At 61.9% G+C, this 18,627-nt stretch carries 19 protein-coding genes; 17 read left to right on the top strand and 2 right to left on the bottom strand.

Annotated features, from left to right (window positions below; genetic code table 11):
* Position 1: 1 nt before the first annotated feature.
* The 8 genes from ACZ9EJ_RS05545 to ACZ9EJ_RS05510 all read left to right on the top strand — a co-directional run bounded on the left by ACZ9EJ_RS05545 (position 2) and on the right by ACZ9EJ_RS05510 (position 7,067).
* On the top strand, positions 2 to 922 hold the full coding sequence (locus ACZ9EJ_RS05545; protein WP_046625630.1) for a carbohydrate ABC transporter permease: 921 nt from the start codon (positions 2 to 4) through the stop codon (positions 920 to 922).
* A complete protein-coding gene (locus ACZ9EJ_RS05540; protein ID WP_046625628.1) occupies positions 919 to 1,782 on the top strand; it encodes a carbohydrate ABC transporter permease in 864 nt (287 codons plus the stop codon). The genes ACZ9EJ_RS05545 and ACZ9EJ_RS05540 overlap by 4 nt, the downstream gene beginning before the upstream one ends.
* A 170-nt stretch (positions 1,783 to 1,952) precedes the next feature.
* Positions 1,953 to 2,102: a hypothetical protein gene (locus ACZ9EJ_RS05535; RefSeq protein WP_251090300.1), complete on the top strand. Its 150-nt coding sequence runs from the start codon at positions 1,953 to 1,955 to the stop codon at positions 2,100 to 2,102.
* A 248-nt stretch (positions 2,103 to 2,350) separates the two neighbouring features.
* Complete coding sequence (locus ACZ9EJ_RS05530; RefSeq protein ID WP_046639082.1) at positions 2,351 to 4,291, top strand: AfsR/SARP family transcriptional regulator; 1,941 nt, start codon at positions 2,351 to 2,353, stop codon at positions 4,289 to 4,291.
* A 95-nt stretch (positions 4,292 to 4,386) separates the two neighbouring features.
* Positions 4,387 to 4,542 carry a hypothetical protein gene (locus ACZ9EJ_RS05525; protein WP_251090299.1) on the top strand — a complete coding sequence of 52 codons (156 nt, stop codon included), beginning with the start codon at positions 4,387 to 4,389 and terminating at the stop codon, positions 4,540 to 4,542.
* Between the two features lie 268 nt (positions 4,543 to 4,810).
* The gene (locus ACZ9EJ_RS05520) at positions 4,811 to 6,085 is read left to right on the top strand and encodes a YcaO-like family protein (RefSeq protein ID WP_476098796.1); all 1,275 of its coding nucleotides are present in this window, start codon (positions 4,811 to 4,813) and stop codon (positions 6,083 to 6,085) included.
* Positions 6,082 to 6,822, top strand: coding sequence for a TfuA-like protein (locus ACZ9EJ_RS05515; RefSeq protein ID WP_046625622.1), 741 nt, complete (start codon positions 6,082 to 6,084; stop codon positions 6,820 to 6,822). Before ACZ9EJ_RS05520 ends, ACZ9EJ_RS05515 begins: the two co-directional genes overlap by 4 nt.
* Positions 6,819 to 7,067 carry a hypothetical protein gene (locus ACZ9EJ_RS05510; protein WP_046639081.1) on the top strand — a complete coding sequence of 83 codons (249 nt, stop codon included), beginning with the start codon at positions 6,819 to 6,821 and terminating at the stop codon, positions 7,065 to 7,067. The genes ACZ9EJ_RS05515 and ACZ9EJ_RS05510 overlap by 4 nt, the downstream gene beginning before the upstream one ends.
* 15 nt (positions 7,068 to 7,082) lie before the next feature.
* Here ACZ9EJ_RS05510 and ACZ9EJ_RS05505 read toward each other — a convergent pair whose 3' ends face one another.
* Entirely contained in the window at positions 7,083 to 7,511 is a 429-nt protein-coding gene (locus ACZ9EJ_RS05505; protein WP_046625618.1) for a helix-turn-helix domain-containing protein, read from the bottom strand.
* Between the two features lie 365 nt (positions 7,512 to 7,876).
* Here ACZ9EJ_RS05505 and ACZ9EJ_RS05500 point away from each other — a divergent pair, with 365 nt between their 5' ends.
* From ACZ9EJ_RS05500 to ACZ9EJ_RS05465, 8 genes are read left to right on the top strand one after another with little or no spacing between them, the layout of a single operon-like run.
* On the top strand, positions 7,877 to 8,911 hold the full coding sequence (locus ACZ9EJ_RS05500; protein WP_046639080.1) for an ABC transporter substrate-binding protein: 1,035 nt from the start codon (positions 7,877 to 7,879) through the stop codon (positions 8,909 to 8,911).
* A gap of 26 nt (positions 8,912 to 8,937) precedes the next feature.
* Positions 8,938 to 9,732 carry an ABC transporter ATP-binding protein gene (locus tag ACZ9EJ_RS05495; protein ID WP_251090298.1) on the top strand — a complete coding sequence of 265 codons (795 nt, stop codon included), beginning with the start codon at positions 8,938 to 8,940 and terminating at the stop codon, positions 9,730 to 9,732.
* Positions 9,729 to 10,556, top strand: coding sequence for an ABC transporter permease (locus tag ACZ9EJ_RS05490; RefSeq protein WP_251090297.1), 828 nt, complete (start codon positions 9,729 to 9,731; stop codon positions 10,554 to 10,556). Before ACZ9EJ_RS05495 ends, ACZ9EJ_RS05490 begins: the two co-directional genes overlap by 4 nt.
* A gap of 55 nt (positions 10,557 to 10,611) precedes the next feature.
* A complete protein-coding gene (locus tag ACZ9EJ_RS05485; RefSeq protein ID WP_046639077.1) occupies positions 10,612 to 11,970 on the top strand; it encodes an FAD-dependent oxidoreductase in 1,359 nt (452 codons plus the stop codon).
* Positions 11,967 to 13,139, top strand: coding sequence for a CaiB/BaiF CoA transferase family protein (locus ACZ9EJ_RS05480; RefSeq protein ID WP_046639076.1), 1,173 nt, complete (start codon positions 11,967 to 11,969; stop codon positions 13,137 to 13,139). The genes ACZ9EJ_RS05485 and ACZ9EJ_RS05480 overlap by 4 nt, the downstream gene beginning before the upstream one ends.
* Positions 13,136 to 13,912, top strand: a complete 777-nt coding sequence (locus tag ACZ9EJ_RS05475; RefSeq protein ID WP_046639075.1) for an enoyl-CoA hydratase-related protein — start codon at positions 13,136 to 13,138, stop codon at positions 13,910 to 13,912. Before ACZ9EJ_RS05480 ends, ACZ9EJ_RS05475 begins: the two co-directional genes overlap by 4 nt.
* A gap of 35 nt (positions 13,913 to 13,947) precedes the next feature.
* On the top strand, positions 13,948 to 14,871 hold the full coding sequence (locus tag ACZ9EJ_RS05470; protein ID WP_037088193.1) for a LysR family transcriptional regulator: 924 nt from the start codon (positions 13,948 to 13,950) through the stop codon (positions 14,869 to 14,871).
* A gap of 50 nt (positions 14,872 to 14,921) precedes the next feature.
* On the top strand, positions 14,922 to 16,271 hold the full coding sequence (locus ACZ9EJ_RS05465; protein WP_285229947.1) for an amidohydrolase family protein: 1,350 nt from the start codon (positions 14,922 to 14,924) through the stop codon (positions 16,269 to 16,271).
* On the opposite strand, the gene fdxA is transcribed toward ACZ9EJ_RS05465, so the two are convergent.
* Positions 16,268 to 16,606: a ferredoxin gene (gene fdxA, locus ACZ9EJ_RS05460; protein WP_046639073.1), complete on the bottom strand. Its 339-nt coding sequence runs from the start codon at positions 16,604 to 16,606 to the stop codon at positions 16,268 to 16,270. The genes ACZ9EJ_RS05465 and fdxA overlap by 4 nt on opposite strands.
* Before the next feature lie 196 nt (positions 16,607 to 16,802).
* Here fdxA and ACZ9EJ_RS05455 point away from each other — a divergent pair, with 196 nt between their 5' ends.
* Complete coding sequence (locus ACZ9EJ_RS05455; protein ID WP_046639072.1) at positions 16,803 to 18,605, top strand: adenine deaminase; 1,803 nt, start codon at positions 16,803 to 16,805, stop codon at positions 18,603 to 18,605.
* Positions 18,606 to 18,627: the final 22 nt, after the last annotated feature.

Genomic DNA, 18,627 nt, shown 5'->3' with positions numbered 1-18,627 from the left:
GATGCCCGGATCGCCCCTTGTTTCGCGAAGGCTCTGGATTTCGGTGTTGATCGTGCCGCCGCTTGCCTTCGTGGCGCTGTTTGTCGTCTACCCGATCATTTCCGCGTTCGCCTATGCCTTCTTCCATTGGAACGGGCTGGCGCGCGGTGAATTCGTGGGCTTCGCCAACTTCTACAAGGTCCTGTTCACGCAGCCCTATGCCGACTGGACCGTCAACGCGTTCCTCCACAACGTCTGGGTCTTCTTCGCTCTGATGGTGCTGCAGAACGGCCTCGGCTTCCTGCTCGCCTATTGCCTCTGGCGCGAATTGCCGGGTGCGGCCTTCCACCGGATTTCCGTCTTCCTGCCGGTCGTGCTGTCGACCATCATCGTCGGTTTCCTTTGGAAGCTCTTCCTCCATCCGCTCTTCGGCGTGGTCAACATCTCGTTCCGCGGACTGGGCCTTGGCGGACTTGCCCAGCCCTGGCTGGGGCAGGAGTCCACCGCGCTCTGGTCTCTGATCATCGCCAACGCCTGGCACATGGTGGGTTTCCCGACACTAGTCTTCCTCGCCGGCATGCAGCGCATTCCGGGAGAGATCCTCGACGCCGTGCGCATGGAAACCGAAAGCGAATGGACGAAGATCACCAAGATCGTCTGGCCGCTGGTTGCGCCAAGCGCCACGGTCGTTTTCACGCTTCTTTTCGTCGGCAGCTTCAACTGGTTCGAGATCCCTTACGTGATGGTCGGCCTTGAAGGCTCTCCACACGGCGCGACGGACGTGCTCGGGCTCTATTTCTACCGCACCGCCTTCGGCAACATGTCCGGCTCGGGCCAGGATTTCGGCGCCGGCAGCGCGCTTGCCGTACTGATCTTCGTCTTCATCGCCCTTGTCGCCGGCGTCATCACCTTCAAGCTGAGGGCCAGGGAAATCCAGATATGAGTGCTGCTTCGCAAAGCTATTATGATCGGCGGGGCATGCTCGCTACGCTCGGCAAGGACGGGCTGATCCAGATCATCCTGATCCTGAACACCGTGGTGATGCTGGCTCCCATCGTCATCATGCTGTTTGCCGCGTTCAAGACGAATGCGCAGATCTTCCAGTCGCCGTTCGGTTTGCCGGATTTTTCCAACTTCGCCAACATCACCAAGATCTGGAGCCAGACCAACTTCCTGCGCTATCTCCTGAATTCGGTGATCGTCACCGGTGCGTCGATCGTCGTGATCCTGACGCTCGGGACGATGGCGGCCTATGCCGTCGGTCGCTACAAGTTCCGGGGCTCGAGCTTCGTGCTGATGTTCTTCCTGGCAGGGCTGACGCTTCCGCTGAAGCTCGCGATCATCCCGCTCTTCATCCTGATGCGCGATCTCGGCATCCTGAACACCCAGCTGTCGCTGATCGTCATCTATGTGGCGATGGGCCTGCCGACCACCGTCTTCATCATGACCGGCTTCATCGCCACGCTTCCGAACGAACTCGAGGACGCGGCCCGCATGGACGGTGCCAGCGAACCCAGGATCATGTGGTCCATCATGCTGCCGCTGGTCAGGCCCGCCATGGTGATCGCCGGCATCCAGAACGTGGTGCCGATCTGGAACGACTTCTTCTTCCCGCTGATCTTCATCCAGAAGGACAACCTGAAGACCCTGCCCCAGGGCCTGACGACCTTCATGGGCGAATACACGACCGATTGGGGCGTTCTGTTTGCTGGACTTCTGCTGTCCTCGGCTCCGGTCATCATCGTCTACATCATCCTCTCACGCCAGTTCATCAACGGCATGACGGCAGGAGCCGTGAAGTAGCTCCGACAGCGATGCGGCAAGCCTGAGCTCAGGAATTGCCATTATATGGTAAGGTGAACGCGGATCAGTGTGGTGTTATCCACACCGGATGCGGCTCGCACTCGCAGCACCATAAAACAATCGCAACGTTGCAGTAGCGATTCAGCAAGTTCAGCGGTAAAAGCAGATCCATGAACGACAACGTCATCAAATTCAGACGCCCGGAACCGCCACCGCGAGAGCCAAATCCGCTGTTGCGCAAACTGGCGGTTGTTGCAGCCGTGATCGTGTGCCTTGTTCTGGCCTGGGCGTATTTCCAGTTTCTTGGAAACCCGACCTAATCCCGGTTTCCTGGATGGAACCGGCACTGCATTCTGGACACGCAGTCGCGTTATTGCTTTCGGCTCGCATCTTCAACCCAAAGAGGGGGAATAGGAACGCGATTCGACCATGGCGATAAAAGCCGGTTTGACGTAGCGCTCGATAGCTGTATCTTAGTGGTCCAACAGTCTCAAGAAATGCATGTACAGACAGTCCCCGTAACGATACATATTTCCGACAACAACGCGTAGTTCCGAACAACAATACAATGCTCGAAAATACGACGCTTCAAATCCGGTTGCTCGGTCGCCCCTCGCTTGAGTTGGACGGCGCGATCATCGCGCTGCCGGAAAAGGCGTATTTTCTCTTTGCCGTCGTGGCGATGGCGCCCAGATTCACGGTCGACCGCGAAACGATACGGCGGCTTCTTTGGCCTTCCCATGACTCTGAGAAGCGTGCAAACAGCCTGCGTCAGCTTTTGGCACGCATCGCCAAGGCTGTCGGCCCGGATGCCCCGGCCATCCTTGTCACCGACGAAGAAGCGCTGAGACTCGATTGCGATCCGTCCGAGATCGATCTCCTCGCCTTGATGGCGCCAGGCCCCCTGCGGGAAGAGGACTGGGACCTTGTTCGAGGCGAACTGCTCGAAGCCGTGGAGGCTCCCACCGGCGGCGCGGAAGACTGGCTACTGGACGCACGGCGCAAGGTCGGGGACTGGCGATCGAGCCACATCGAAAGCCTGCTGGCGATATCGTCCCACCAGCAGTCCCCGTCATTGCCCTTGCTTGCCAACCGCCTGATCGAACTGGATGCCTCCCACGAGGGCGCCGCACGAGCGCTGATGAAGTATCACGCAGGCCATGGTGACCTGGCCGCCGCTCGCCAGGCCTATAGCCGGTGCCGGGAACAACTCAGGGCCGATTACGGTACGCCGCCGACGCCGGAGACAATTGGGCTCGCCCATGAACTCGGCATCTTGAGCAGGCCAGGCCCGGACCCCATGCCCATGGCAGAGGAACGTCCAAGGGGTATGATGCCGGCGCAGCCGCGCGTGGTGATCCTGCCGCCTGAATCGATCGTCCAGGACGCACTGGTCCAGCGCCTCGGCAGGGCTCTTTTGGAAGACGTCACGATCGGCCTCAGCCACCAGCGTGTCTTCAAGATCATCGCCGCCCATACGAGCTTCGAACTGCTCAATCGATCCGGCAATCCAAATCAGGACCAATCGGCCCTCAGCGACCTTCAGTTCGATTATTCCGTGTTCGTGACGATCCAGGGCGAAGGGGACGAGATTTTCGCGACCTGCAGGCTGACGAGGGTCGGCACCGGCGAGGTGCTCTGGGCCATCAACCTGCCGCTCGACGTCCAGCAGATGAGAGCGTCTTTCAGCCAGCTGGCGCGGCGTATTTCGATGTCGCTGACCGATGTCATCGAACGGCATGAAATCGCCAGGTCCCTCGATGACGTCGACCCTTCCGCCTACCGCCTCTATCTCGAAGGGAAGAGATATCTGTCCGGCACAGACCTGCAGCATCTGCGCCAGGCGCGCAAATGGTTCAAGTCGGCGGTCAAGCGGTGTGACAGTTTTTCGCCGGCGCATGCCGGAATTTCACGCTCGCTGGGCATGGAATGGCTGGTTCGCGGCATGAAGGACAATGAGTTGCTGGATGTGGCCAATCAATCCGCCCGCGCATCCCGCGATCTCGATCCCGGCAGCGGCCGTGCCTTCCGCGAACTGGGCTTCATCTCGCTTTATCGCCGGCGTTTCGATGAAAGCCTGGACCTTTTCCAGGAGGCTCAGAACCTCAATCCGAGCGATGCGGACGTGTTGGTCGACTATTCGGACGCGCTGTCGCATGCCGGCGACCTGGACAAGGCTCTCGATCTTGGGCTTGCGGCCTTCAAGCTGAACCCGCTGCCGCCGGATCATTACTACTGGATCCTGGGCTCTACGTATTACGTGCGCCAGGAATATTCGAAGGCGATCGATACCATCGACCCGGTCCGCACCAAACACGCCACCGCGCGGCTGCTTGCCGCCAGTCACGCGATGGCCGGCGACATGCCTGCCGCGCGTAAATATGCAGCGATCGTCCGGGAAAACTTCCCGGACTTCCGCAGCGAGGACATCCGTTACTTCGTGCCGGACCGCAATCCGGCCCATGCAGAGCTTCTCATTCATGGCCTCCGGCTGGCCGGCCTGCCGTAAAAAGGCGTGAAAATGCCTGTCACGCTGGAATAACACCCGGTGTGGTCCTTTCTCGATGCAACGCAGCACACGCTGCCTATTAGCGGAGAGAAAGCATGGAAACGAAGTTCAAGACCTCCAAGCCTGCTGAAACCACTGCCTCTGCCCCGACGCTGCGGTTTTCCGCAGCTGCCCAAGCCGTACTCGGCGGCCGGACTGAAATTGCGCCGAACGCGCTCTCTCAGGTCACGCATGCCATGAGATATCAGTAATGAGCCTGGAAGCCCAAGGTGCCGACGGCTGCCTTGGGCTTGACCACCAGCCGCCAAGCAAAAGATCACTCAAGCATCCGGACGAGCCCCCTAAACAAGCCTGTCACGCCCAAGTCACGGTGCCTTTGGTCTCTTCTCCCATAGAGACATTCAGAGAGGACGAGTCGACGGGATGAGTTCCGCACCGCAACCGCTTTTGCAGACCCGGCAGTCGCCCGCCCGATCCCGTTCAGGTTCAGGGTCCCTTGAAATTCGGCAGCCGGAAGTGATGATGCAGCTTCAGTCATCGACGCAGACGATCCAGACATTCGCGGCGTCCCTGACGCGGCGGGAGCAGGGTTTCAGCACGTATCATGACCGGCGCGTTTCGCCGGCGGAAACCTTCGACGCGATCAGCCCGTTTTTTCGAGATCTCGGCATTACCCGGGTCGGCTTCCTGACCGGCCTCGACCGGGTTGGCATTCCCGTCGCCTTTGCGACGCGGCCGAACAGCTACACTCTTTCCGTCTTCCAGGGCAAAGGCGTCGATGCCGATGCGGCGCGCACCTCGGCCGCAATGGAGGCCCTGGAAACGCGGGTCGCGGAAATCGAACCGGCATCGCTGACCTGGGCGACCGTCAACGACGTTGCGGGCTCCGCAGCGGGGATGATCGACCTTCATTCGACCGCACGATGCGTGCCCTCCGAAATCGGCGACGGCCAGATCCCTTGGGTCTCGGGCTTCGACATCCTCTCCGGCAAACAGGTCATGGTGCCCTGGTGGCTCGCCGGCATGGATCACCGAGGTGAACGGCCGGCCGGGTTCGAGCAGTCCAGCGATGGCCTCGCATCCGGAAACACCCACGCCGAGGCGCTCCTGCACGGGTTGTGCGAACTTGTCGAGCGTGATGCCTGGACCCTTGTCCAGCTCAAATCCGAACAGGAACTGAATGCCTGCCTCGTCGATCCGGCAAGTGTTGAGGATGCCCTGCTCGACCTCATGGTGAGCCGCCTTCGCCATGCGGGCATACAGCTCCTTCTCCTCGACATGACGACGGATCTCCAGGTTCCGGCATTCCTGGCCGTGCTCATCCCGGACTCCACGGCCAAGCGGTCGGACCCGCGTTGGAGCCAGATTTGCGGCGGCTGCGGCTGCCATCCCGATCCGGTACGCGCAATGCTGCGCGCCATCACCGAGGCCGCGCAGAGCCGTCTGACTGCGATTGCCGGCAGCCGCGACGACTTTTCGCCCCGGATCTATCAGCATATCCGGGCAGACAACGCTCTCAGCCGCCTGGTTGCCCTGTCGTCGAAAGACCCGCGGCGGGTCCAGTATCGCGAGATCGACGAAACCCGCCACACCATCAACGGCACGATCGACCACATCGTTGGCCGGCTGAAGCTTGCCGGCATCAGGCAGGTCGTTGCGGTTCCCATGCAGGATGCCGGGCTCCCTGTATCGGTCGTCCGCGTCGTCGTTCCAGGCTTGGAAGTTGAACTTTCCGGCCAATATTTGCAGCTCGGTATCCGCGCTGCAAACGTCATAAGGAGGTCACGGCATTGAAAGTCGTTTTTGTCGGACCGAGTCTCGGGTCTTCGACCCGCCAGATGAAGCAACGATTTCCCTCGCTGACTTTCCGTGGACCTGCCGCGCGTGGCGACATTCTGAAGGCGGTCGAGGACGGCGCCAAGGCGATCGCGCTGATCGACGGCTATTTCGGCGAATCCGCCTCCGTATGGCACAAGGAAATTCTTTATGCGCTGAGCTGTGATGTCTCCGTCGGCGGCGGCGCGAGCATGGGAGCTTTGCGCGCTGCCGAATGCGAGGCATTCGGAATGGTCGGCATCGGCAGGATATATTCCGATTACGCCGCCGGCCGGTTGATCGACGACGAAGCCGTCGCACTGATCCACGGCCCCGAGGAACTCGGCTGGATGCCTCTCTCGGTGCCCCGCGTCGACTACGAGGCGACGATCCGCAAGCTTGGACGGATGGGGCTCATCTCGGCTGCCGAACGGGAGAGATTTTTCCTCGCCGCCAATTTCATGCACTACACTGAGCGGACCTATCAGGCCATTCTCGAACGATGCGATTTCAGCGATTCCCAGCGCAGTGCAGTGATCCTTCACGACATCAAACGCCACCAGGTGGAATTGAAGCGTGAGGATGCGAGAGCCGTCCTCGTCTGGCTAAACGGCATCAGCAGTACCAACAAGCACTCCAAATGGACGTTCGCACAGACCGCCCATTGGGAAAAACTGCGCGACGAGGTCGACTCGGCGCAAGGATCCATGAAATGATTGATCTCGCAAATGACGTCGCCAGCGACGAATACGCCCGCCTCTTCCGCATGCTTTCTGCGGTCAACAAGGAAGCGGAATCGCTTCAGCTCTCCACGGTCGTACACCTGACGAACATGGCACTTCTTCAACTCTCGCTCGATTGGGAGGGCGTCAGCCCCGAAAACGAGAGGAGCGTAAAGCTGAATGCGATATTCCGCCACAAGACCAAGCTGGCCCTCGATGAAGATGGTCCCAGGCCTTAAACCGCCAGGGACCGATTACTGGGCCGGCTGTCTTTCGATCTCGGCAAAAAGCGCTTCCGCCTCGAATTCCTTTGCGGCAACCGCCTGAACCAGTTCCAGGATGCGTTTGCGAAGAACCGGCTTGGAAATGCTCATGAATGCCGTGGTCATCAGCAGCGCTTCGTGCGTGAAATCGAATTGCGGGTCTTCGAGCTGATTGTCGTTCGACGGCTCGACTGTCGGGATGCGGTCGAAGAACGCCACCATCTCGACCCTCAGCGCCGTTGCGATCTCCACCAGTTTGCCAACTGCAATCCGATTGACGCCGTTTTCATATTTCTGAAGCTGCTGCGACGTGATGCCCACGTGGTGGGCGAGTTGCGGCTGGGTAAGTTTTTTCTCTCGCCTGTAGAGGCGGATCCGCTTTCCAACCTCTCTGTCGGCGGCATTCGGTGCTTTGCTCACTGCAGGACCATCTCTCCGGGCTAGGATACATAGGTGTTATTTGTATCCTATCATCGATAGGTTGCCGAGTACCCTTAAACTATTTTCTATCTTGAGTGGATAAATAAACAAATCGTCGACCATGAACGCCGGCCCCTGCGGCATTTCCGGTATCGCAACGCGGCTGTGGTGGGCGAAGACGCCTTCCATTTGTCAGATCGCGGAAATCAACGACACGATGGCGTTGCCTTTTCGGCAACGAAATATGCGAAATATTGTTCTTTATTAGAACGCGACATTGCGCCATCCTCTTCGCAATCCGGCATCCGAGACCGGCTCTAGTCAAGCGAAAATGTATCAGGCCTTAAGGCCAACAGGGGAACGCTATGTCTAATTTCACCATGAATCGCCGCCGTTTCATCTCCAATGCCGCGGCCGCGGGCGGTCTTGCCGCCACCTCCAGCTTCCTCGGCATCCGCGCCGGCAACGCCAAGGACGTGGCCAAGGTGCGCATGCAGCTCGGCTGGCTCGTCTCGAACGGAGTGCTCGGCGAAGTCGCCGCCATGAAGAAGGGTTTTTTCCAGGAACAAGGCATCGAGCTTGAAATCGTCCCCGGCGGACCGAGCGTCGATGGCGTCGCCGGCGTCGCATCGGGCCAGTCCGCAACCGGCCAGATTTCCTCCAGCCCGTCCGTCATGCTTGCCCGTTCGGCCGGCCTGCCGGTCAAGGCCTTCCTGTCCGGCTACCAGAAACACCCCTTCACCTACTTCTCGCTGAAGAACAAGCCGATCAAGACCCCGAAGGACATGATCGGCAAGACGATCGCCACCCAGCCGACCGCCTTCATCCTGCTGCGCGCCCTTCTTGCCAAGAACGGCATCGCCGAGGATCAGGTCAAGATGGTCAACATGGGCTCGGACATGAACCAGCTGATCACCGGCCAGGCCGATGCGGTCACCGGCTGGCTCACCAACGTCAACGCTCTCGACGTGCTCGGCGACAACCGCGTCGACATGATGCTCTGGGACAGTGGCCTGCAACTCTACGCCAACGTCTACTACACGACCGACGACCAGATCGCCAAACACTCAGACGTTCTCGAGCGCTTCACCCGCGCCGCCGCCAAGGGCTGGGGTTACGTTCGCAGCAACCAGAAGGAAGCGGTCGAGATGCTCTGCGAGGCCTACCCGATCCTCGACAAGGCAAGCGAAATGAAGGCGGTTGCGCCTTGCGTCGACTTCTCCTTCGGCCCCACCACCAAGGCATCGGGCTGGGGTACCATGTCGCGTGAAAACTGGGCGGCGCAGATCAAGGCCTATGCCGATCTCAAGCAGTTCAAGGGTGCCGTTCCGACGGTCGACGACGTCGCGAACTTCTCAATCCTGGAAGCCACCGCCGACATCCGCAAACAGGTGGGGTAACAGTCATGTTAGGAACGGCGAAGTTGATGCCGAACGTTCCCCTGACAGAACCGGCAGCCACGGCGGTTTCCATCCGAAACCTCTCCGTCCGGTTCGGCGACAGGAACAACGAATTCACGGCCCTTTCCGATGTTTCCGTGGACATACCGGAAGGCGCTTTCGTCACCATGCTCGGGCCCTCCGGCTGCGGAAAATCGACCCTGCTCAGATGCGTGGCGGATCTCGTCCACATCAGCGACGGTTCGATTTCCGTCTTTGGCCGCAGCCCGCAGCAGGCCCGTGAGGCCCGCGACTTCGCCTTCGTCTTCCAGGACGCCACACTGCTCCCCTGGCGGAACGTGATCGACAATGTCCGCCTGCCGCTGGAAGTCGGAAAACACGCCCAGACCGGCGACCATGCGGACCCGCATGAACTGCTGGCCATGGTCGGACTGAAGGGGCGCGAAAATGCGCTCCCTCACGAACTCTCGGGCGGCATGCGCCAGCGCGTGGCAATCGCCCGCGCGCTGATCACACGGCCACGCATCCTTCTGATGGACGAGCCCTTCGGGGCGCTCGACGAGATCACCCGCGACCGGCTGAACGAGGAGCTGCTGCGCGTCTGGCAGGAGACGGGAACGACGATCCTGTTCGTCACCCATTCCATTCCGGAAGCGGCCTTCCTCGGCCAGAACGTGTTGATGCTCCAGGCCCATCCGGGTCGCGTCAAGGAATTCATGAAAGTGGACCTGCCCTTCCCGCGTTCGCTTACCGTGCGGGACACGGTGGAATTCATCGGTGTCACCGCGCATCTGCGCCGCCTTCTGGAGGAATGCCTGTGAGCCCCGTCGTTTCCTCCACAGCCAAGACCGAGGCCGATCGCAAGATCGCGCTTCTCGATGCCACCGCCGGCGTGCTCGCCAAACATATGCCGGCGATTTCAGCCGCCGTCGGGCTCGTCGTCCTCTGGCAGTTCGTCGTCTGGTTCTTCAAGATCCCGACCTTCATGGCTCCGAGCCCGGTCGATGTCGCCTATGCCTTCCGCGAAAACGCCGGGATCCTCTGGACCAACATGCTGCCGACGATCCTCGAGGCCTTCCTCGGCTTCGTCTTCGGCAACCTCGTCGCCATCCTTCTGGCGATCTGGTTCGTCCACAGCGCGACGGCGGAAAAAGCCTTCTACCCGATCGCCGTGTTCATCAAGGCGATCCCGATCATCGCGCTTGCCCCGATCCTGGTTCTGATCTTCGGTAACGGGCTGGCGCCAAAAATCATCATCGCCGGGCTGATCTGCTTCTTCCCGACGCTGGTCAACATGGTCCAGGGCCTGAAATCCGCGAGCCCCGCCATGCTCGACCTGATGCGGGTGCTTTCCGCCAGCAACACGGAAATCCTCTGGAAGGTGCGGCTGCCGAGTTCCATGCCGTTCCTGTTTGCGGCACTGAAGATCGCCGCAACCAGCAGCGTCATGGGCGCCATCGTCGCCGAATGGATCGGTTCCAGCTTCGGTCTCGGCGCTCTCATCATCGAGGCGACCTACAATTTCCGCTCGCCCCTGCTCTACGCAACCGTCGTGATCGCCGCGGTCCTCGCCGTCGTCCTCTTCTTCATCGTCTCGGTGATCGAAGCCCGGATGATCCGCTGGAAGCCGGCCGGATCGCACTGAGCCCAACACACTGAGCCAACTGTCCTCAGGCCCAACTCTTTGGGAGTTTGAACCAATGCAACAGACAATTCTTCAGTCGGCGCGCAACGTCGCAGTGGTCGACCGTTCCGATGTGGTCGTGGTCGGCGGAGGACCGGCGGGCATTTCTGCAGCCGTTTCCGCGGCCCGCAACGGCGCCAAGGTAACCCTTCTCGAGCGCTACCCCTATGTCGGCGGGCTTGCCGCCGGCGGCATGGTCCTGGTGCTCGACGACATGATCAACAACCTCGAAATCACCGTGCAGGGCATCTGCATGGAGATGATCGAGCGGATGAAGAAATGGGACCTCTGCGTCACCCCGACCGGCCGCGACCGCGAACTCGACATCCGCGAAACGCCGGAGGCCTGGCGGCGCTGGGCGCGCTGGGGCCTGTTCGATTTCCACACCCAGTCCATGCCGCACCCGATCTGCTTTTCCGCCGCCTTCGACCCGGACGGCTTCAAGCGCGCTTCCTATGATGTGCTGACCGAGGCCGGCGTCAAGCTCAGGACCCATAGCTGGTTCTCCTCCGCCATCATGGAAGGTAAGACCATCAAAGGCGTCATCTGCCAGACCAAGTCCGGCATGGAAGCGATCCTCGGCGATGTCGTCATCGACACGACCGGCGACCTCGACGTTGCGGCGTCTGCCGGCGCCTCGCATGTGGAATCCAACTTCATCCTGACCACCGTCTCCCGCTGGGGCGGCGTCGATACGGATGCTGCCGAACGTTTCGAGTTCGAGGAGCCGGAAGCCTTCAAGAAGATCGACCACGAGGCAAAACGCCTGATCGGCGGCTGCTGGTCCTTCTGGTGGCTGAAGACCCCGCTGCCGGGCGTCGTCTGGCTCAACTGCCCGCATATGCCGAACCTCTCCGGCCTCAAGACCGAGGACCTCACCAAGGCCGAACTCGAAGGCCGTAACCGCATCGCCCGCCTGCTTGATTTCACTCGCGAGAAGATGCCGGGCTTCGAAAAGGCTTATGTGGTCGATTTCGCGCCGCAGACCGGCGTGCGCCAGACGCGGCTGCTGGAAGGCGAATACGTGGTCACCAAGGACGACGTGATGAACCGCATCCACTTCTCCGACACCGTCTGCCGCGGCCGCGACTATTACACGCCCTACCGGTCGATGCTGCCGCGCGAGGTGGACCAGCTGATCGTCGCCGGACGTCACTACTCGGCGACACCGCAGGCGCAGAAATCGAGCCGCGAGATCCCGCCCTGCATGGCCATGGGTGAGGCGGCCGGCGTCGCCGCCGTCGTGGCGCTCAATGCGGGAACCACCGTTCGGAAAGCCGATATCGGCAAAATCCAGAAACAGATGCGGGCCCAGGGCGCCGATCCCGGCGATATCCCGTCCGACAATGCAACATTCCTGGAGGCTGCGGAATGAATTCTCTCCCACTCGACGGCGTCCGCGTGATCGATTTCACGCAGGTCATGCTCGGTCCCTGCTGCACCCAGACACTTGCCGACTACGGCGCCGAGGTCATCAAGATCGAGAAGGCCAAGATCGGCGACCTCTCCCGCTGGTCGCTGGGTTCCGATCCGGACGGCCTCAACAACCCGGTCTTCTGCTCGCTGAACCGCAACAAGAAGAGCCTCGCGCTCGACCTGAAGCTTACAGAAGCCCGCGACGCCGTGCTGGCGCTGATTGCCGGCGCCGACGTGGTGGTCAACAACTTCCGCCCCGGCGTCATGGAGCGCATGGGCTTCGGTTACGAGGACCTGAAGAAGATCAACAAGCGGCTGATCTACGCGGTCGGCACCGGTTTCGGTCTCACCGGCCCCTACCAGCACAAGGGCGGCCAGGACATTCTCGCCCAGGCGCTTTCGGGCGTCATGCGCCGCAAGTCCGACAGCGCCCATCCGACCTCGATCTATGCCACCCCGCTCGCCGACTATTCCGCCGGCATGCATCTCGTGCAGGGCATCCTGCTGGCTCTCCTGCATCGGGAAAAGACTGGCGAAGGTCAGCATGTGGCGGTCAGCCTCTACAATTCCATGCTCGCCATGCAAATGCAGGAAGGTGCCGCGCACATGATGCGCGAAAAGGACCTCAACTGGGGCGCCTTCCCGCTGACCGGCGTCTTCGACACGACGGACGGCGCGATCGTCATGGTCGGTGCCTTCAAGCAGAACCCGCTGCAGGACATCTGCAACGCGCTCGAAATCGAGGACCTGTCGGCTCAGGATCGCTACAAGGACTTCGATTCCCAGATGGCGCATCGCCCCGAACTGCAGGAGATCTTCCGCGCGAATTTTGCCAGGAACAGCAACGCCCACTGGCTGAAGCGCCTGGAAGAAGTCGATATCCTCTGCGCGCCGGTGCGCAACCTCGCCGAAGCGCTTCAGGACCCGCAGACGGTCATCAACAAGATGATCCTCGAAGCCGGCGAGACCGCAGCCGGTCCAATCCGCCTCATCGGCTCCCCCATCGACATGTCGGCGGCCCCGGTTTCGGTTCGCATCTCCCCCCCGAGCCTCGGCCAACACAATGACGAGATCCTCGCTTCGCTGGAAGCCCAGTCTCTCCAAGCAACCCGCGGAGACGCGGCATGACCGTCGGCTTTTCCGTCGAGAACCGTGTCGCACGGGTCACGCTCGACCGCCCGGACCGCATGAACGCCGTCGATGCCGCGACCGAGAAGGAGCTGGACGCGATCTGGTCCGAGATCGAGGCCCGCGACGACATTTCCTGCGTGGTCCTGACCGGCAGCGGCCAGAAGGCCTTCTGCACCGGCGCCGACCTCAAGGGTGGCGCCACCAAAAGCGGCCTCGAATACTGGGCTGAAAGCCGCACCAACGGTTTCGGCGGCCTCGCCTTCCGCAAGTCGCTCGACGTGCCCGTCATCGCCCGTGTCAACGGTTATGCGCTCGGCGGCGGTTTCGAGATGGTGCTCGGCTGCGACATCGTGATTGCCGCCGACACCGCCAAGTTCGGCCTGCCCGAAGCCCGCGTCGGACGCATGCCGCTCGATGGCGGCATGGTGCTCCTGCAGCGAAAAATCCCCCATAACCTTGCCATGGCCGTAATGCTAACCGGCCGGCAGTTCACCGCAGCCGAAATGCAGGGCTTCGGCATCGTCAACGAGACCGTGCCCTTCGACGAACTGGATGCGGCGGTCGATAAATGGGTGAGCGATATCGTCGCCTGTGCCCCGCTGTCGCTGAAGGCAATCAAGCAGACGGTCAACCGCACCGGTCATCTCAGCCCCGCCGAAGCTCAAGGATTGCGCACCCCCGCGCTGATCCGTGCCCTGCAGAGCGAGGACGCCGTCGAAGGTGTGACAGCCTTCCGCGAAAAGCGTGCGCCGGTTTGGCGGGGCCGATAGCCATGATATGAATTTCAGGAGCTTGGGGGATGAGTATGCACGCCAGTATCCTGAAATATTTCGTCGAAGTCGCGCGCTCGGGCTCGATCCGCAAGGCCTCCGAGGAGCTGCATGTCGCCACCTCCGCCGTCAGCCGCCAAATCCGCAAGCTTGAGGACGAACTCGGCACGCCGCTGTTCGAGCGGTTCTCCGATGGCCTGCGCCTCACCTCCGCCGGCAAGGTGGTGCTGAAGCACGCCAAGGAGACAATGCACCACTACGAGATCATGAAATCCGATCTCGGCGACCTCCAAGGCAAGCGCACCGGCCGCGTCCATATAGCATGCCTGGACAGTCTCGCAGTGCAGTTCCTGCCGGAATTCGTGATGGGATTTCACCACAAGAACCCGGCCGTCGATTTCCGCATCCGCGCCGACAATTTCAACAACATCTTCCATTTCGTCGCCGACGGTGATTGCGACATCGGCATCACCTTCGATCTCGCCCGGCCGCACGACATCAAGCTGGTCCATGGCGTACGGATGCCGCTGATGGTGATCGTCGCCAAGCACCATCCGCTGGCCCGCCAGAAGAGCGCCACCCTGCAGGAATGCGCCCAGTTCAAACTGCTGCTGCAGCTCGACAACGAGGTGATGAGTTCGATGATCGCCGTCGAACTCGCCTCGCTCGACCGCGTCGGCCGCACGCTTGTCGCCACCAACAACCAGATGATGCTGAAACCGCTGATCCTGTCAGGAGAAGGGGTCGCCTTCTTCACCCCGCTCGGGCTGCTGAAGGAACTGAAGGCCGGCGATGTCGTAGCCCTGCCGATCGCCGGCTCCCGCCTGCAGAACATGGAGGTCGGCATCGTGGCGCCCCATAACCGGCAGCTCACCCATGCCACCGAAGCCGTGATCGAGGCGCTCAGCGTCGATCTCGAAAAATTCAGCAACCAGATCGCGGAGGTCATCAAGCGGTGACATCGAACGAGGACACGCGTTTCCTGCAGCGTCCGGGCCACGAAAAGGCCTTGGGCGGCGAGGCGGTACGAGCCGCCCTCCCCGCGCTCGCCTCGGCCATTCCGCTGTCCGGCGGAGAGCTGCTTCTGCCAATGCCGGTCAACGCCCATGACCACGGCTACGGCATCCGCACGCTGGATTTCGGCAGCCTCGACGACGCGCTGGAAACCTGGATCCCGACGATGCGGCTGCGGCCCCGCACCGATGCCTATCTCGAAGCCCTCGTCGCCTTCGGGCGCCTCGCAAAGACCGGTGTCGCCGCGACGATCCACTGCCACAATTCCCTCAACGCATCCCGCATGGTCGACGAGGCCCTGGAGGTGATCCGCGCCGCAAAGGACATCGGCATCCGGCTCGGCCTCTCCTGCCCGCTGCTCGACCACGACGCCTGGGCCTATGATGGCGGCCCGGAACAGTTGAAGCCGTTCCTGAGCCCTGAGGACTGGGAGGCTCTTTCACCGCTTGCCCCCCGTTATGCACCCTTCCGCGATCAGCTCGCCGCCGCCGATGCCGTCGCCGCCGCGAATTCCAATCCTCTGGTCGATGTCCAATACGGCCCGATTGGCCCGCAATGGTGCTCGAACGCCCTGCTCGAAGCGATCGCCGAGGCGTCGGCCACCAACGATCGCCGCATCCACATGCATCTCTTGGAAAGCCCACGGCAGCGGGCATGGCTGGACCGCCGCTTCCCGCAGGGCATCGTCCGTTATCTCGATGATATCGGCTTCCTGTCGCCGCGGCTCGCGGTCGCCCACGGCGTACAGCTCCGGCCTGACGAATACGAATTGCTGGCCGAGCGCGGCGTCCAGCTCGTCTCCAATCCCTCTGCCAACCTGCGCCTGCGCTCCGGCATCGCGCCGCTCGCGGAAGCCGCCAAGCGCGGCCTGCACTTCGGCATCGGTCTGGATGGCGGTGCCTTCGATGACGACCAGGACCTCTGGCGCGAAATGCGGCTCCTCTATTTCCTGCATGGTGGACGAGGGCTCGAACGGAGCTTCACGGCGGCCGGCATCTTCGACGCCGCGATCCGCACCGGCGCAACTGTCGTCAACGCCCCGCTCGGAGAGGACTTTACGGTCATCGACTACGAGGCGCTGATCGCCGACAGCGTCTTCGACGATCTCGACGAGGCCGAGGTGCTGCTGAACCGCATGTCCGCCGCCCATGCCAAGGCCGTTTATGTCGCCGGCCGGCCGGTCATGCGGGACGGCAAGCTTCTCAACGTCGATTTCGACACCGCCCGCAAGGAACTACTTGCGCAGGCCAAGGCGGACTTGCCGCGCCTCACTATCGAGCGGGAAAGATGCGGCAAACTGATCACGGCCACCCGCGCCTATTACGGAAGCTGGCCCAATGCCTAGTCGGCCGCCTCGCGCACGGGCGCCGATGTCACCATCGGGTGATCGACGCTCCGCGTCCGGCTCTTGTCCCACCCGCCGGGTGATCCCAGTCCCGTGACCTCAGGCCCGAAATAATCCCGGTTGACCGGAATGAATGCCATCTGCGCCTCGTTAGCTTCCTCGTCATAAGCGATGGCATCGACCGGACAGATGGAGAGACAGAGGCCGCAATTGATGCACTCGTCCGGATGGATATAGAACATCCGCCCGCCCTCGTAGATACAGTCGACCGGACAGGCTGCGGTGCAGGCGCCGTCCTTCACGTCGATACAGGGTTCGGTGATGATATAGGCCATCGGATCGTTCGCCTCTCATTGCCTCAACCGCACTATCCCAGACCGGGGCGTTGCTGAAAAGAAGCATATTTCGCCGCCAGAGTTCGAATTTCGGCAACGCTCCAATAATCTTCCCGCCCTATTGGCGCTTCCTTGCCTCGGCGGCTTTCCCTACAATCTTGCCTGTCCTCCCCGAGTCCCGGAAATGAGATTTTTCATGAGCACCCTCACCCGCTTCTCCGTTCAGCCGCTTTCGACCATGACCCGCCGTCTCTCCGACGTGGCCTCCGCTCGTCGCGATCCCGATCTGGTCATTCAGGGTGCGCGCGTGCTGTCCACCTATTCGGAGCGCATTCTCGACGGTCGCGAGGTCTGGATCTCGGGAGGCCGTATCGCAGCCGTAAAGCCGGCCGGCAGCTACAGAAGCGGTTCAGCGAAGCTCTACGACGCCAAAGGTGGCATCATTGCTCCGGGCCTCGTCGATCCGCATATCCACATCGAATCCTCGATGGTCACAGCCTGCGCCTATGCCGAGGCGGCACTCCTCAACGGCACCACCACGATCTTCTGCGACAGCCACGAGATCGGCAATGTCATGGACGTGGCAGGCGTCGAGGCCATGCTCGAAGATGCGCGCCAGGCGCCGCTGTCGATCTTCCTCACTGTGCCCAGCACCGTGCCGGCGACATCACCGGAACTCGAAACCGCCGGCGGCGACCTGACGCCCGCCAAGATCGCCGCGCTCTTCGACAAATGGCCGGAGGCCGTGGCGCTCGGCGAGAAGATGGATTTCGTCCCCGTCGCCATGGGCGACGAGCGCAGCCATGCGATCCTTGCCGCAGCGCTCCAGCGCGGCCGGCCGGTCTCCGGCCACGTCTACGGCCGGGAATTCGTCGCGGCCTACGCTGCGTCCGGCGTCACCGACACCCATGAGGCGATCGACCGCGACATTGCCGACGACCTGCTCGAGGCCGGCGTCTGGCTTTTCCTGCGCGGCGGCCCGCCGACGACGCCTTGGCATTCGCTGCCGCATGCGATCAAGACGATCACCGAACTCGGCGCCTCGCACAAGCGCGTCGCGGTCTGCACCGACGACCGCGACGCCGAAGACCTGCTCGCTTTCGGCCTTGACTGGGTGACCCGCGAAGCCGTCAAGGCCGGCATGACGCCGGAACAGGCCTGGGCGATGGGCTCGCTGCATGGCGCGACGCGTTTCGGCATGGAAGGCGAGATCGGCGGTCTCGGCGGCGGACGCCGCGCCGACCTCGTGCTTCTGACCGACGACCTGAAGCCGGTCAGCACCTGGTATGGTGGAGAACTTGTCGTCGATAACCGCAAGGTCACGGCAGTCCTCGACGAAGCGCTTTCGAAGCCATACCGGTATCCGGAAGCCGCGTATCACACCGTCAAGTTGCCGAAAAACCTCAAGCTGTCTCCCGACCTGCCGACCGACACCGTCACCGCCCATACGATCCGCACGGAGCTTCCCGGTATCACGCTCGGCCACGTCACGGTAACGCTCGAACCTGCCAACGACTGGCAGGCGCATTTCGACCGTCATGACCTCTGCTTCGTCACCGTCGTCGAGCGGCACGGCAAGTCATCCGGCAACGTGGCGCACGGCCTGCTGAACGGTTTCGGCCTGAAAAAGGGCGCAGTCGCCTCCTCCGTCGGCCATGACAGCCACAACATCATCGTTGCCGGCACCAATGAGGCGGACATGCAGGTTGCGCTGGACGCGATCGAAGAAACACAGGGCGGCGTCTGCGTCGTGATGGACGGGAAAGTCACGGCCATGGTGCCGCTGCCGATCGCCGGCCTGCTCTCCGACAAGCGCGTCCACGAAGTCGCAGACGAGGTGAAAGCCCTCAAGCTGGAATGGGAAAAGGCCGGCTGCACCATCGCCTATATGGGCTTCAACCTCATCCCGCTATCCGTGATCCCCGAGATCCGTATCACCGACAAGGGACTTGTCCTGGTGCCGGAAATGGTGATCTCGCCGCTCTTCGAAAAGGCCTGAGCGGCGGCGGGATCAGTCGGCC

It is taken from the genome of Neorhizobium sp. USDA 3394 (assembly GCF_056280385.1).
The sequence above is the reverse complement of the archived record's forward strand: the minus strand, read 5'-3'. Positions and strand labels throughout refer to the sequence as shown.